Source organism: Microbispora sp. CA-135349 (assembly GCF_050947365.1).
Taxonomy (GTDB): domain Bacteria; phylum Actinomycetota; class Actinomycetes; order Streptosporangiales; family Streptosporangiaceae; genus Microbispora.
This window is the reverse complement of the sequence record NZ_CP192001.1, coordinates 8555773-8570674: the sequence shown is the minus strand read 5'-3', so window position 1 is coordinate 8570674 and position 14902 is coordinate 8555773. Positions and strand designations below refer to the sequence as shown.

At 71.5% G+C, this 14902-nt stretch carries 11 protein-coding genes; 6 read left to right on the top strand and 5 right to left on the bottom strand.

All coding sequences use genetic code 11. The features are described 5' to 3' along the window. Nucleotides 1–20 precede the first annotated feature (20 nt). Together ACQPZZ_RS39450 and ACQPZZ_RS39445 are read right to left on the bottom strand one after the other, a co-directional pair. Nucleotides 21–806 carry an SURF1 family cytochrome oxidase biogenesis protein gene (locus ACQPZZ_RS39450; protein ID WP_432927602.1) on the bottom strand — a complete coding sequence of 262 codons (786 nt, stop codon included), beginning with the start codon at nt 804–806 and terminating at the stop codon, nt 21–23. Nucleotides 807–895: 89 nt separating this feature from the next. Beyond that, nucleotides 896–1363: a winged helix-turn-helix transcriptional regulator gene (locus ACQPZZ_RS39445; RefSeq protein WP_363636109.1), complete on the bottom strand. Its 468-nt coding sequence runs from the start codon at nt 1361–1363 to the stop codon at nt 896–898. Between the two features lie 80 nt (nt 1364–1443). Between ACQPZZ_RS39445 and ACQPZZ_RS39440 the strand changes: the two genes are divergently transcribed. The 3 genes from ACQPZZ_RS39440 to ACQPZZ_RS39430 are packed head-to-tail and all read left to right on the top strand — an operon-like array spanning nt 1444 to nt 4100. Beyond that, nucleotides 1444–2034, top strand: a complete 591-nt coding sequence (locus tag ACQPZZ_RS39440) for an N-acetyltransferase family protein (protein WP_432927600.1) — start codon at nt 1444–1446, stop codon at nt 2032–2034. After that, entirely contained in the window at nt 2031–2621 is a 591-nt protein-coding gene (locus ACQPZZ_RS39435; protein WP_432927598.1) for a TetR/AcrR family transcriptional regulator, read from the top strand. The genes ACQPZZ_RS39440 and ACQPZZ_RS39435 overlap by 4 nt, the downstream gene beginning before the upstream one ends. Next, the gene (locus tag ACQPZZ_RS39430; protein ID WP_432934686.1) at nt 2622–4100 is read left to right on the top strand and encodes a DUF7059 domain-containing protein; all 1479 of its coding nucleotides are present in this window, start codon (nt 2622–2624) and stop codon (nt 4098–4100) included. 340 nt (nt 4101–4440) lie between these two features. Here ACQPZZ_RS39430 and ACQPZZ_RS39425 read toward each other — a convergent pair whose 3' ends face one another. Further along, a complete protein-coding gene (locus ACQPZZ_RS39425) occupies nt 4441–7500 on the bottom strand; it encodes an AfsR/SARP family transcriptional regulator (RefSeq protein ID WP_432927596.1) in 3060 nt (1019 codons plus the stop codon). 225 nt (nt 7501–7725) lie between these two features. Between ACQPZZ_RS39425 and ACQPZZ_RS39420 the strand changes: the two genes are divergently transcribed. Next, the gene (locus tag ACQPZZ_RS39420; RefSeq protein WP_432927594.1) at nt 7726–8274 is read left to right on the top strand and encodes a hypothetical protein; all 549 of its coding nucleotides are present in this window, start codon (nt 7726–7728) and stop codon (nt 8272–8274) included. 62 nt (nt 8275–8336) lie between these two features. On the opposite strand, the gene ACQPZZ_RS39415 is transcribed toward ACQPZZ_RS39420, so the two are convergent. Both ACQPZZ_RS39415 and ACQPZZ_RS39410 read right to left on the bottom strand, forming a co-directional pair. Further along, the gene (locus ACQPZZ_RS39415; RefSeq protein WP_363636121.1) at nt 8337–8993 is read right to left on the bottom strand and encodes a GNAT family N-acetyltransferase; all 657 of its coding nucleotides are present in this window, start codon (nt 8991–8993) and stop codon (nt 8337–8339) included. Between the two features lie 183 nt (nt 8994–9176). Further along, nucleotides 9177–10859: an FAD-dependent oxidoreductase gene (locus ACQPZZ_RS39410; RefSeq protein WP_432927591.1), complete on the bottom strand. Its 1683-nt coding sequence runs from the start codon at nt 10857–10859 to the stop codon at nt 9177–9179. 71 nt (nt 10860–10930) lie between these two features. On the opposite strand from ACQPZZ_RS39410, the gene ACQPZZ_RS39405 reads away from it, so the two are divergent. After that, nucleotides 10931–11560 (top strand): TetR/AcrR family transcriptional regulator, encoded by a 630-nt coding sequence (locus ACQPZZ_RS39405; protein ID WP_432927589.1) that lies wholly within the window; start codon nt 10931–10933, stop codon nt 11558–11560. 555 nt (nt 11561–12115) lie between these two features. Continuing rightward, nucleotides 12116–14821, top strand: a complete 2706-nt coding sequence (locus tag ACQPZZ_RS39400) for a DUF222 domain-containing protein (protein ID WP_432927587.1) — start codon at nt 12116–12118, stop codon at nt 14819–14821. Nucleotides 14822–14902: the final 81 nt, after the last annotated feature.

Genomic DNA, 14902 nt, shown 5'->3' with positions numbered 1-14902 from the left:
TCCGGTTGGTATCCGTTCGCTCACCTTGCGGCGCGTACGGTCACGCCGTGTGACGTCTGTTCCGTCCGGAGGTCGCGGGCCTCCCGGCGCAGCAGCAGCACCCAGCCGCCCACCGCGATGCCGATGAACAGCCACCACTGCACGGCGTACGCCAGGTTGAGCCCGCCTCCGGCGCCCACATCGGGCGGCGGGAGAAGCTGCGGGGCCTCGGCCGTCTTGGGCGTCTGCTCGGTCAGCTCGACGAACCCGCCGAAGACCGCGTACGGCAGGCCCTTGGCGACGGCGGGCGTGTCGATCAGCAGGATCTGCCCGGACGGCAGTCCTGACCTGTTCCTGATGCCGGTGTTGTCCCGCGTCTCGGCCGGGCGGAGCCGTCCGGTGACGGTCACCTCCCCCGCGGGCGGCGCGGGCACCTGCGGCGGCGCGTCCGCGGTGGCCCCGGCCGCGACCCAGCCGCGGTTCACCAGTACGGCGCCTTGCGGCGTGACGAGCGGGGTGACCACGTAGAACCCGACCCGGGTGTTGAGGGTGCGCCTGCGCACCACGAGCTCGTGGGCGGGGTCGTACCGGCCGGTGGCGGTGACGAGGCGATACCTGTCCCTCTCCGGTACGGGCACGCCCGGCCGGTCCAGCCGGTCGAGCGGCACGGGCGCGGCGGCGAGGTTGGCGGTGATCCTGGCGCTGTCGGCCGACCGCTCCTCGAACCGCCCCCACTGCCATCTCCCCAGGAAGAAGAAGGCGGGGATCAGCGCGAGCACGAGCAGGTGCAGGCCGACCCAGCGGCGCGTGAGGAGGAACCGGTACACGTCACCAGCCTAGGCAGGGGCACGACCGGTCCGCCCCCCGGGCGGAGCCCGGAAAACGAACGCGGTCAGGTCGTGTCTCACGCCGTGTCTCAGGCCGGGGTGCTGAGGCGGGCGCCGGGACCGGGCCGGGCGGTGACCTCGCGCGGGCCGCCGACCTCGTGGCCCTCCTCGCAGACCAGGTGCAGCGCGACGGGCGCGCCGCAGTCGCGGTGGGTCACCGCGACGGGCGGGCCCGCCGGGTCGGCCAGGTAGCGGTCGCCCCAGTGCATGAGCGCGATCATGATCGGGTAGAGGTCGAGGCCCTTCTGGGTGAGCCGGTACTCGTCGCGCTGACGCTGGCCGGGCTCCTGGTAGGGCGCCTTACGGAGCAGGCCCTCGTCGACGAGCCGGGTCAGCCGCGCGCTCAGCACCTGCCGGGGCGCGCCCGTTCGTGTCTGGAAGTCGGCGAACCGCCGGACGCCGTTGAACGCCTCCCGCAGGACCAGGAACGTCCACTTCTCGCCGAGCACGGCGAGGGTTCGCTCGATGGAGCAGTTGTCCACCCGATAACGCCGCATGTCGCGCATCGTAACCACAACCTCCGTCCCGCATCTAAGTCTAGTTGACAGACTCAGGCGGCTCGCGAGAGGCTGAGTCCATGCTTGGAACTCAGGTGAGGCCCGCCCTGGAGATTCGCGCGGCACGCCCCGAGGACGACGAGGAGCGGGTCGGGCTCTTCCTGCGGGGCCTGTCGCGGGAGACCCTCGCCCAGCGCTTCTTCGTCGGGCTGGGTGTGCCGGGCGCGGGCCTGGTGCGCGCGATGGTCGCCCGCGACGAACGACGCGACGCGCTGCTCGCGCTGCACGGCGACGTGGTGATCGGCCATGCCATGAGCCACCTGTCCGCGAGCCGCCTGTCCACGAGCCGCCTGTCCACGAGCCACCTGTCCGCGAGTCTCTCTGCCGACGGTGCGCCGGGAGTCGAGGCGGAGATCGCGGTCGTGGTGGACGACCGGTGGCAGGGCCTCGGCGTCGGCTCGCTGCTCGTCCGCACCCTGCTGCGGCGGGCGTCCGTACGCGGCGCGGTGGTCGTCGGCATGGACGTCCTGGCCGGCAACCGGAGGGTGCTGGCGATGGTGCGGAGGGCGTGGCCTTCTGCCACAATTACCGCAACAGGCACATCCGTAGAGATCAAAGCACCCCTCGCGTTTGCAGAACAAGGTTCTGTTGGTTCACCATTGACTATGTGAAGAACGCGAAGAGCGGGCGGGACGGCAGGGCCAGGATCATCGAGGGCGCCCTGCGCAGGTTCAGCCAGAGCGGGGTGTCGGCCACCACGCTGGCCAGCCTGCGGCAGGAGAGCGGCGTCAGCGTCGGCAGCTTCTATCACCACTTCACGAGCAAGGAACACGTCTTCGGCGTGCTCTACGCCGAGATCCTTGAGATGTACCAGGACGCGTTCGTCAAGGAGCTGACCCGTCACGAGGACGCCCGCGCCGGCATCGAGGCCATCGTCGCGATGCACATGGCGTGGTGCGGTGAGCATCCTGAGCGTGCCCGCCTGCTGATCAGCGAGCGCCCGCCCCGGCGCAACGAGCCCGGCGGGCCTGAGGTCGCCGAGTCGAGGCGTGAGTTCTTCCGCCAGGTCGCCGACTGGTGGCGGCCGCACATGAAGGACGGCGTGCTCCGGCCGGTCCCCGCGACCATGTGCTACGTGCTGTGGCTCGGCCCCGCGCAGGAGATGTGCCGCCTGTGGTTCAGCGGCGCCCACCAGCCCAGCGAGGAGGAGATCCGCGAGCTGGGCGAGGCCGCCTGGAACAGCCTGAAGATGCCGTAGATTCGATCTGTGGACGCCCCTTCTGACCTGGTCCGGCGACTTCGCGGCAGATTCGTGGAAGCCGGATACACGATCGACGGCGTGCGCGAGCGGCTGGGCGACATGGCCGCCTCCGCCCTGGCCCGTGAGGAGATCGTGCCCGCGCTGCGCGCCACCAGGGACGCCGACCCCCTCGCCGCGCTGATCCGCCTGTGGTGGCTGGGCGCCCCGGTCAGCATGGCCGCCGCCGACCTCCCGCTGCAGGACCTCATCGAAGCGGGGCTGCTGGTGCGCCTGGGCGACTCCGTGCAGGCCACCGTGCACCTCCAGCCGTGGGACACGGGGACGGGCGACCCGGCGTACGTCGTCTCCGACCGGAAGGTGCGGCCCGGCGACCCCTCCCTGCGGCCCGACCACGTGGTGGGCGCGGGCGGAGCCTCGGCGAACCTCGCGCAGCTCGGCTGGGCCGCGCCGGTCGGTCGGGCGCTCGACCTCGGCACCGGCTGCGGCGTGCAGGTGCTGCACCTCGCGCCCAGGGCGGAGCACGTCGTCGCGACCGACGTGAACCGCAGGGCGCTGCGGCTGGCCCGCCTCAGCTGGGGCCTGTCCGGCGTGACCGGCGTCGAGGCGCGCGAGGGCTCGATGTACGACCCGGTGGACGGCGAGCGGTTCGACCTCGTGGTCTCGAACCCGCCGTTCGTCATCGCGCCCGAGGCCAGGTACACCTACCGGGAGACCGGGCGGCGCGGCGACGAGTTCTGCCGCGACCTCGTACGGCGCACCCCCCGGCACCTCGCCCAGGGCGGGCAGGCGCGCTTCCTCGCCAACTGGCTGCACGTCAAGGGCGAGGACTGGCAGGACAGGGTGGGCGGCTGGCTCGCGGAGACCGGCTGCGACGGCTGGGCCGTGCAGCGCGACGTGCAGGACCCGGCCGAGTACGTCGAGCTGTGGCTGCGGGACTCCGCGGAACACGGCACGTCGGCCTACCGCGAGCGCTACGACGAGTGGCTCGGCTGGTTCGAGTCGATGGACGTGACCGGCGTCGGATTCGGCTGGATCGCCCTGCACGACTCCGGCTCGCTGAGCCCGCTCGTGCGGGTGGAGGAGATGACGCAGCCGGTCGAGCCTCCGGCCGGCGCGCTGGTCGAGGAGGTGCTGCGCGCGGCGCGCACCGCCCATGAGCTGTCCGACGAGGCCCTGCTCGACGCGCGGCTGAAGGTCGCCGAGGGGGTCGTGGAGGAACGCGTCGGCCTGCCCGGCGCCGACGACCCCTCCCGCATCGCCCTGCGGCAGACCCGGGGCGCGCGCCGTACGGCCACGGTGGGGACGGTGGAGGCGGCCCTGGCGGGGGTGTGCGACGGCGACCTGCCCACGCGCCCGCTGCTCGCCGCGATCGCCGAGCTGACCGGAGAGGACGTCGGCACCGTGATCCGCGACGCTCCCGCGGCGCTGCGCTCCCTGATCGCCGAGGGCTTCCTGGACGTTGCAAGCCCGCGTTGATCGAAGTTTGAACGGCACGGGCGACAGTGGTCTCTGCGCGGGCTTCGAGGGGGTTCGGAGCCCGCGCACTGGGGAGTGTCCTGCAGATTTTGCCGTAGCGAGGCGCCGCCTGGGCGACCGCAGTAGGCGAAGGATCCAAGGGACACGACCTGCCCGGCCAGCCGTCGACGTGAGGCGGCGAGTCGCCACGGGGCGCACCGGAAGGATCCGGGCCCCTGCGCGCCCCAGAGGCGACGGACGGCCGGCCGGGCGTTCACGCCCTCCGCTGAGCGAGAAATCGGTGATCACTGTGATCAACCACGTCCGGATGAGCCGGCTCGACGAAGACCTGCGACCCGACCTACGTCTCGACCTGTTCGCGCAGGAGCGCGCGGATGTCGCCGGCCTCGGGCGAGCCGAGCCGGGTGAAGATGTCGAGGGCCTTGGCCAGGGCGTCCCTGCCCCTGCCGGTCTCCCCGAGGCCCGCGAGGGCCTTGCCGAGGGCGGCCAGTGACTGCGCCTCGCCGTACGGGTGGGTGATCTCGCGGCTCACGGTCAGCGCCTGCTCCGCGTGCCGGGCGGCCTCGGCGAACCGCCCGGCGGCGATGAAGGTGGCGGCGAGCCGGTAGCAGACCCTTTGCTCCCAGACCCGCTGGTCGCTCGCCCGGAAGAAGGCCAGGCACTCGGCGTGGTGGACGACGGCCTCGTTGAGCCGCCCGACATGCGACAGCACGTTGCCGAGGTGGTATCGCGCGCGGGCCATCCCCGCCCCGCTGCCGATCTCGGTGAAGACCGCCAGCCCGCGCTCGGCCGCGGCGATGGCCTCGCCGGGCCGCCCGAGGCCGAGGTGGTCGCGGGCCGAGTAGCACGACGCCAGCGCCTCGCCCGCGGGGTTGCCCACCTCTCGATGGACCGCCGTCGCCCGGTCGAACCATTCGAGCGCCTCGGTGTGGCGGCGCCGCCGGCCGGCGACGACCGCCAGCGCGTTGCACGTCTCGCCCAGCACGATGCGGTCGCCGGTCTCCTCGGCCAGTGCCCGCGCGGCGAGGAAGTGGCCCTCGGCCTCGGCCAGCCGGTTCGCGCCGAACAGCACCCGGCCGAGGACGTAGCGGCAGCGCAGCTCTCCGCGCAGCTCTCCGGGCCGCTCTCCGGGCCGCTCTCCGGGCCGCTCTCCGGGCCGCTCGCCTGCCCGGCGTGTCGCCGTCAGCAGGGCCGAGGCGCGCTGCTCGAAATCCCGCTGGTTGGTGCCCGACTCCAGCAGCGGTTCCATGGCCAGCAGCAGGTCGGCCGCCGCGAGCAGGTCCTCGCCGGACGCGTCCTGGTCCGCCGCCGTCCTGGCGACCGCTCCGAACATGTCCTCGGCCTCGGCCGACAACCAGGACACGGCCTCGTCGGCGGTGGCGAAGGAATGGCCGAGCACGCCCAGGTCGGTGAGGTTCCCGGCGATCGCGCTGCCCTCGTACGCCAGCCGGTGGGCCGCGCCCGCCGACGCCAGGTAGAAGCCCAGCAGCCGCCGCAGGGCGAGCACGCGGGCTCCGGGCTCCTCGGCGTCCTCCGCCTGCCGCCGCGCGAACAGCTTGAGCAGGTCGTGGAAGCGGTAGCGGCCCGGCGCGGGCGCCTCCAGCAGGCTGGCGTCGACCAGTGACTCGATCACGTCCTCGGCCTCGGCCGGGGTGAGGCCGAGCACGGCCGCCGCCGCGAAGACCGAGATGCCCGAGCCCGCCGGCAGTGACAGCAGCCGGAACGCCCGTGCCTGCCGGGCGTCGAGCTGGCCGTATCCAAGGGCGAACGTGGCCGAGACGGCCAGGTTGCCGATCTTCATCTCGTCCAGGCGGCGGCGCTCGTCGGCGAGCCGGGGGACGAGCGAGGCCACCGTCCACGACGGCCGGGAGGCGAGCCTCGCGGCGACGATCCGCACGGCCAGCGGCAGGAAGCCGCAGGCGGCGACCACGTCCATGGCGGCAGCGCGTTCCGCCGCCACTCTCTCGGGTCCCGCGACCGCCGCGAACAGCGACAGCGCCTCCTCGGGCTCCAGCACGTCGAGGTCGATGAGCCGGGCCGCGGGAAGGTCGGCCAGCTTGCCCCGGCCGGTGATTATCGCCGCGCAGCCGGCCGACCCGGGCAGCAGGTGCTCGACCTGCTCGGCGTCACGGGCGTTGTCGAGCAGCACCAGCATCCTGCGGTCGGCGAGCAGCGAACGGAACAGCGCGGAACGCTCGGCCAGGCCGTCGGGGATCACGTCCATCGGGATGCCGAGGGCGCGCAGGAACGCGACCAGCGCCGTCTCGGGCGCGGTGGGCTCGGCGCCGTATCCCCGCAGATCGGCGTAGAGCTGGCCGTCGGGGAACAGGTCTCCGGCGAGATGGGCCACATGGACGGCGAGGGTGGTCTTGCCCACGCCGCCGATGCCCGACATCGCCGCGATCGGCACGCCCTCTCCCGCCCCTTCTCCGCTTAGCAGCGCGAGCAGCCGGCGCACCAGGCCGGCGCGTCCGGTGAAGTCGGCGACGGCCGCCGGGAGCTGTGCCGGTCTCGGCATCTCGATCGCGGGTCCGGCCTCGGCCGCCGCGGCGTCATCGTGGACATCCTGCGGCGAGAGCCGTACGGGAGGGGGTGCGGGGGTGAGAGAGGGGTCGGCGGCGAGAATCCTGCGGTGCAGGTCGGCCAGCTCGGCGCCGGGCTCGATGCCGAGCTCCTCCACCAGCGCCTGCCGGGTCTCGGTGAAGACCGACAGCGCCTCGGCCTGCCTGCCACAGCGGTAGTAGGCGAGCATGAGCTGGGCCCGCAACCGCTCGCGCAGCGGGTGCTCCGCGGCGAGCGCGACCAGCTCGGAGACGATCTCCGCGTGCCGGCCCAGCTCCAGGTCGAGCTCCATCAGCGTCTCCACCGCGCTCATCCGGCGCTCGGCCAGCCGGTCGCGCTGGTGCTCGGCGTACGGGCCGACGGCGCCGGCCAGGGGCTCGCCCGACCACAGGCGCAGGGCCCCGCGCAGCCGCCGGGCGGCCTCCCCGGCCCGGCCCGTACGGCGGTCGGACTCGGCGGCGGCGCACTCGCGCTCGAAGACGGCGAGGTCGAACCGGGCGGGACCGGAGTGCGCGGAGTCGAGCCGCAGCGCGTACCCCCGGCCCACGGAGGTCAGCAGCCGCGGCGGGGTCCTCGGCGAGCGGTCCGGCTCCAGGACGGTGCGCAGGCGGGAGACATATGTGCGCAGTGCGCCGAGCGCGCGCGGTGGCGCGTCCCCGCCCCACACGCCGTCGATCATCTCGTCCGGCGTGACCGCCTGCCCCTCGCGCAGCAGGAGCATCGCGAGAATGGAGCGTTGCAAGGGCGTGCCGAGGTCGAGTTCGACGCCGTCACGCCAGGCCAGGACGGGTCCGAGTACGGCGAAGCGCAGGCCGTCCGCGGCGGCGTGATCAGGCATGTGCCCTGTCTCCCAATGGCAAGATTTCCGACCAAATGATAGATCGTGACGCGCGCCGGCAACAGGACCGTGCGCGTCGGTTCAGTGTGCGTTCAGGTGCTTGAAAGTGGCCTGCAAACCACGGTGTGACCGCTGAAAGCGGGTTGCAGGCGGGCGGGCCTATCACTGTGGTGCAACCCCGACAGCACCCCGCATCGGGGATCGTCCTCGAACAGGAGAACCGAAATGCGACGCTCCATCACCCTCGGCCTCGCCGCAGCCACCGCCGTCGCCGCCCTCGGGCTGCCGGCCCTCGCGACCGCCGCGAACGCCGCCCCCGCTTCCACCGCCTCCGCCGCCTCCGCCTCCGCCCCGCACCACGACGACTGGGACTACGACGGCTGGTGGGGCACCTACTGGTCGTCCAACCACCTCGCCAAGGCCAAGGGCTACGTCGACGTGAACTACGACGACGAGGAGTCGAACCGGGTCCACATCACCGGCAAGCTCTGGGACGACGACCACCGCACCTACCGTCAGGGCGGCAAGTGCGCGTTCATCCAGTTCCGCGTGTCGTCCTGGGACGACGACGAGGACGACTGGTCCTCCAGCTACAAGTCGTACAAGCAGTGCGGCGCCGGCGGCTACAAGCAGATCAACTTCTGGCGCTACGACGTCGCCCAGGTCCAGGCGAAGGTCTGCCAGATCGGCCAGTACAGCAACCACCCGACCAAGTGCGGCTTCTGGCGCGACATCTACAACGCCTACGACGACGAGTACGGCTACGAGGCCTGACCGTCCCCGCACGACGCGGCCCGTCCCTTCCGGGACGGGCCGCTTTTCTCTCTAGGGGCTGATCACGCTGCTTCCGACGCCGTTTCCAGGAGGCCCAGCCTGACGCGGAGACGTTCGCGTACGGCGGGCCACTCAGGACTCAGGATCGAGTAGTACGCGGTATCTCGGACCGTGTCGTCGGCGCCTCGGCTGTCCGCTCGTCGCACACCGTCGAGGTGCGCTCCGAGGGCCTCGATGGCGGCCCGGGATCGGGAGTTGCGTACGTCTGCCTTGAGGGTGATCCGGTGAACCTGCCAGGTCTCGAAGGCCAGGGAGAGCAACAGGTACTTGCTCTCCCGGTTGACACCGGTGCCCTGGGCCGACGCGGCGAGCCAGGTGTACCCGATGTCCGCGACGGACGGGACCTCGCCCACCGCGCCCTTCGTGCCCGGCGGCCAGGGCATCGGGCCCTGCCAGTACTCCAGGTTCATCAGACGGGTGGCACCGACCACGCGGTCGGTGTGCAGCCACCGGATGGCGAAGGGCATCGTGCGGCCCTCCGCCTGCTCAGCCAGAGCGGCCTCCACGTAGGAGACCATCTCATCCCGGCCAGCGGGAACGCGAGTGAAGGCGTACGTCGAACGGTCTTCACTCGCCGCGGCGACGAGGTCGTCGAGCACCGCGAGGCTGAGCGGTTCCAGGCGCACGGAGCGCCCGGACAGGGTGACAAAAGCGGGCATGAGCACATGATGGGGGCTGCCAGCCACGGCTGATACCAAATGACACGAGACATCTTGGCGGGGGCTCGGTTAAGGGGGGTGGCGGGTGAAGAAACCGCAGGTCAGAGCGATGAACCGGGGGCTCTGTGGCGGGCGCTCAGAGTAAAGATTTCGCCAAAGATCGACTCGGTCCGACGGGCGGGTTCAGCGGGCGGCCGTGGGGGCGTCCGCGGGCTGCCCGAACCAGGTCTCCAGAGCCCGCTCGAGCCCTTCGGTATCGAGGCCGTCGGGTCCCTGTGCCCGATTGTCCTGTGCCCAGGCGACGAAGCCGTCCGGGCGTACGAGAAGCGCGCCGGGAGCGTGCGGATCGCGTATCGCCGTCGTGACGGTGACGATCCGGTCTCCGTAGCCGTCCACAGCCGGGCCGTGATCGTCCGGCGCCGTGCCGCCGGGGAGGACGAACAGGCCGCGTCCTGCATGGAGATGATCGGCGAGCCGTGAGCCGTCCTCGAACTCGTAGTCGGGCGCGCTGCGTCCCACCAGCGGGTGCCCGCCGGCGCCGGGCATGTCGTACCGGTGCCATACGCCTGAGATCTTCTTGACGAAGTAGGTGGTGCCGGTGACCGTCTCGATCAGGTCGGCGACCACGGCCCGGGCCGCCCGCGCGTGAGCGTCGGGACGCATCAGGGCGATCTGGGCGCGCGTCCAGTCCAGGACCCAGGCGCCGATCGGATGCCGCTCCCTGGTGTAGGTGTCGAGCAGCTCTTCCGTCGCCTGTCCTCGTACGACCGCCGCGAGCTTCCAGCCGAGGTTCACCGCGTCGCCAAGCCCCAGGTTCAACCCCTGGCCGCCGAAGGGCGAGTGGACGTGGGCGGCGTCGCCGGCCAGCAGCACCCGGCCGAGCCGGTAGGTCGCCGCCTGCCGGGCGTTGTCCGTGAACCGGGTGACCGTCTTGATCTCCTTCACGACCACGTCGGCACCCGTGACGTGCCTGACGGCGTCCTGGAGCTCTTCGGCGGTCACCGGGGTGGCCCTGTTGGCTCTGCTGGGCGGGGCGCCGTCGAAGCGTGCGACCAAAACGCGTCCGGGCACCGGCCCGTGGGAGTAGACCCCGGTAGGGGTGGCCCGCCAGCCGACGGCCAGGCGTTCGGTGCCCTCCATCTCGGCGACGGCCTGATAGGCGGTGATCTCCGGGTCCGTCCCCGGGAACTGGAAGCCGGCCAGCCTGCGTACCGTGCTCCTGCCGCCGTCGCAGCCCACCAGCCAGCGGCCGTGCACCGGGCCGCCGGTCGTGGTGACGGTGATCCGCTCGCCGTCGTCGGTGAAGCCGGTCACCTCCACGCCGCGCCGCACCTCGACTCCCAGTTCGGCCGCGCGTACGGCGAGGATGTGTTCGAGCTGCTGCTGCGACACCAGGCCGATCTCGGCGGCCGGTCCCCGGCTCGACAGGTCCGGATCGTCGGCGTCCAGCCGCTCGGCGCTCAGCATCATCCCCGCGAAGTGGCCGGCGAACCTGGGCGGAATCCGCGGCGTGGTTCGGGGCGTGGCTCGGGGCGTGGTTCGGAGCTGCCCTTCCGGGGAGGCCGGTCCGCGTTCTTCGGAGGCCCGCTCGCGTTCTTCGGAGGCCCGCTCGCGTCCTTCGGGGGCTCGTCCACGCATGAAGGCGGCCATCAGTTCCAGCGTCCGATCATGGGCTTCCTTCACCGCCGGCAGAAGGCCGCGCCGATAGAGCGCCTCCACGCTGGGCGTGTTCAGTGCTCCCGCCTTGATCGTCTGGTCGATCTCGGTGAGCCTTTCGAGCACCACGACCGAGGCTCCGCCCAGCCGTAGCTCACAGGCCAGCATCAGGCCGACGGGTCCCCCACCGACCACCACGACGTCGTACATTCGTCCTCCCCGTGTTGCTGTCGCTATAAACTTACTGTCACTAAAAGTTTCTAGCAACTAGAGTGAGGCGGGTGGCGGAAACGTTGGGACTGCGAGAGCGGAAGAAGCGGCAGACCCGGTCGCTCATCTCGGACGTGGCCTCGGGCCTGTTCATCCAGCGCGGGTTCGACAACGTCACGGTCGCTGAAGTCGCCGAGGCGGCCGGAGTCTCGGCCAAGACCGTCTTCAACTACTTCCCGCGCAAGGAGGACCTCTTCCTCGATCGCTTCCCGGAGGCGGTCGAGCTGGTCACCCGGGCCGTACGGGAACGCGGTGAGGGGGAGGGCCCCCTCGCCGCGCTGCGCCGCTTGTTCTTCCGCATGCTCAAAGAAGGCCACCCCCTCGGCGGCATCGCCCCGGAATATCAGGTGTTCTGGCAGGTGATCCTGGACTCGCCCGCACTTAGGGCCCGAGCGAGGGAAATGCTCGAGGAGTTCGAGGGCATGCTCGCCGCCCTGATCGCCGAGGCGGCCGGGACCGACCCCGCCGAGCCTGCCCCGAGGCTCGCGGCCGCTTTGGTGGTCGCCGCCTACCGCACTGTGTACGTCACCAGCGTCGGCAGGATCCGCGCCGGCGACCCGGGAGAGGAGGTGCTCGCCGCCCACGTCGCCCTGCTTGACCATGCCCTCCAAGCCGTCGAGCGCGCCGTCCCCGATTTCTGAGCACTCGCCGTCGTTGAGCACTCGCCGGCTTTGAGCCGGTGATCCTTCCCCGGTTGTTCACGAGCCCGTGGAAGTGGCACCCCGACGGCCTGTCCTGCGAGTAGGGCGGCGTGCCGTTCATGCGACAGCACGTCCCGGCGCACATCGCTACCTACTTATCGCGCTCCTAGGTGGCGAATCGGGGAGATTTCCCGTACGAGGCCCGGTCTGGGTCTGCGTTCCGGTCGGTGCTCCCTTTGCTCCGCTGGCTCGCTGCCGAAAACGGTTCAGGGAGCAGCGCGCTGGGACGCCGTCGGTGCTATCGCCCCTTCTCGGGCTGACCTGCTGCTCCAACTATTCGCCTCCAGCGGTTGCTCTGCGTGATGAGGCGATGGAAAAATTAATACAGGTTTTCGAGTTACTTGGGGGGGTGTGATGGATCTGTTCGGCTCCGATCCTGAGCACTCTCGTCGTTCGAATAGGGCCGACGGCGACTGGTGGGACCGGTTGACCGCCGATTCCCCTTTGTGGTCGTCCGAGGGCTCCCTTGCTCGCGACGACTCCTTCAGTGGCTGGTTGCCAATTGTCGAATCGGAAATACGGCGGTCCGGCAGCCCACTCGGCAGCCCACTCGACGGCCCGCCCGATGACGCCCCAGCCGACGACAGCTCGGTCAACGACAGCTCGGTCAACGACAGCGTGGTCAACGACAGCGCGGCCGATGTGGCGCACGACCCGGCCGGTGACCGCGCCGCCAGCGGCGATCTGAACGGTGCCGCCACCGCAAGCGCCGCTGCGGGCGGCGCTGGCAGGGGCGGCGGCAGTCGGGTCCGGTCGTCGTGGGTGTTGGTGGCCTCGTTGCGGGAGTCGGCGCAGGCGTTGGCGCTGGCGCCGGTTCCGGACGATGCCGGTGTCTGCCTGGCCGAGGCCGAGGACTTGATGTTCGCCCGCGATCGGATCACGTCGGCGTTGGCGGATCGGGTGGGGCGGGTGCATCGGGCGGGGCAGGCCAGGCAGCATGGGCATGCCTCCACCCGCAGTTGGTTGCGTACCGCGGGTGGGTTGAGCGTGGCGGGGGCGGGCCGGCTGCTGACGTTGGGCGTGCAGCTGGCGCGGTTGCCGCGGGTGCGGGAGAAGTTTGCGGGCGGGGAGCTGTCGGCGGGGGTGGTGGAGGCCATTTGCATGGCTACCGAGCATCTGACCGGTGAGCAGGTGGGGCTGGCCGAGCCGATTTTGTTGGAGTTGGCGGGCCGGGCGGGGCCGGCAGAGGTGGCCAGGGCGGGCCGGTATCTGCGGGCGGTGCTGGACCCTGATGGGGACGAGCGTGATGAGCGGGCCGATTACGGGCGGCGGTTTCTGCGGGTCCGCCCCGGCAGAGGTGGTGGGCTGGAGGGGGAGTTTTATCTTCCTCGTGAGGCGGCCGCCCGGTTGCGGGCGTTGCTGGACGCCTATGCCCGGCCCCGGGCGGAGGGTGATGACCGGCCGCTGCGGGTACGTCAGGCCGATGCGTTGATCGCGTTGCTGGAGCAGAAGATCGTCGCCGAGCTTCTGGTACTGGTCAACGCCGAGTCCCTCCCCACCGACCCGGTCACCGACACCGCCCCTGACCCGGCCACCGACCCCGCCGCCCCCGACCCGGTCCACGACCAGGGCGACCAGGGCGACCAGGGCGACGACGTCAACCACCCCGAGGACGCCACCGACACCGAGGACAGCGAGAACTGCCAGGACACGGAGGACCTCGAGGACACCGGCACCAGCGACGCCACTGGCCCGGAGGACGCGAATGACGTGAGTGACGTGGATGATGCGGGTGGTGTTGACGTCGTTGACGCTGACGGCCGGGGTGATGACCTGCGCAATCGCACGGAGACTACCGAGCCCGCCGCCCCCGAGTCGGCCGCCCCCGAGTCGGCCGCCCCCGAGCTCATCAAGCCAGTCGAGTCCGTGGGACCCGCCGGGCTCATCGAGCCCGCCGAGGAGGCGGTGTGCTCTGCCTCCGGCGAGGCCGAAGGAACGGACGCGGTCGCTCCGGGTGCCGGTGCCGCTGGACTCGGTGACGCGGCCGAATACGCGCAGCCGGAGGGCAACGAGCCGGAAAGCAAGCAGCAGGAAGGGACACAGCCCGAGGGGACGCGGTCGAAGAAGGCGCGGCCGGAGAAGGCGCGGCCGGAGGGGACGCGGCCGGAGGGGACGCGGTCGGAGGGGACGCGGTCGGAGAAGGCGCGGTCGGAGAAGGCGCGGTCGAGCGAGCCACAGCAGAGCGGGTCACGGTCGGGTAGGTCACGCTGGGATGAGTGTCGACCGCCGGATCCTTCTCCCGGGGGCACCTCTGCCCGTCACGCCCACGCCGGGCCTCGGCCCGCGGGGGAATCCCGGCATGGGCTGGGCACGCCTGAGGCCCATGGCGATGTGCGCGGCGGGCAGCGTCGGCATGGCCTGGGCACGTGCGAGGACCACGGTTGTGACAACCATGGCCGTGAGGACCACGGTTGTGAGGACCACGGTTGTGACAACCATGGCCGTGAGGACCACGGTTGTGAGGACCACGGTTGTGAGGACCACGGCCACGGGTGCCGGGGGCACGGCGAGAGCGCGTGCGGGTGCGGTGGTGGGGCAGGACGCTCGTCGAGCGAGCCGCCGGGGACACCACCGGGACTACCGGAAGGAGCGTCGCAGACGCCGCCCGCAGGGCCGGATCCAAAGCAGGGGTCAGCCCCGGTGACAGGGCTGGGTCCAGACCCGGCGACAGAGCCGGGGGCAGATTCGGGGCAAGGGCCGGTGCCAGGGCCGGGAGCAGATCCAGGGGCAGACCCGATGACAGGGCCGGGAACATGGCCGGGGGCCTTGGTGGGGGCGTTGCTGGGCAGGGCGCCGGGGTTGCTGCTGGCCACGGGGCAGGTGCTGCCGGTCTCCGGCGTGCACCGCCTGGCCCGCACCTCCACCCTGGTACGCCTGGTCATGAACGCCGCCGGGCAGGTCCTCGACATGGGCCGAAAAGTCAGATTGGCCACCCCGGCCCAGCGACGGGCGGTCTTCGCCCGCTACGCCACCTGCTGGATCGACGGCTGCCCCCTGCCCGCCACCCTCTGCCAGATCGACCACGCCGACAACTGGAGCACCGGCGGGCTCACGGACCTGAAGCTGCTCGGCCCGGCCTGCCAGTTCCACAACCGTGACCGCTACCAGCACCCCGAGCGCTACACCCGCCACACAACCGGCAAAGACCGCTGGGCCTTCACCTACCACCACCCCACCCGAGCCCCGAGGCGGCGGAACTAATCCTGGACCTTCACCGGGCTGGGGATGGAGCGGGCTTCGCGAGTGCCGCGCATTTCTGCCGGCGTGGTGACTCGGCCGAGG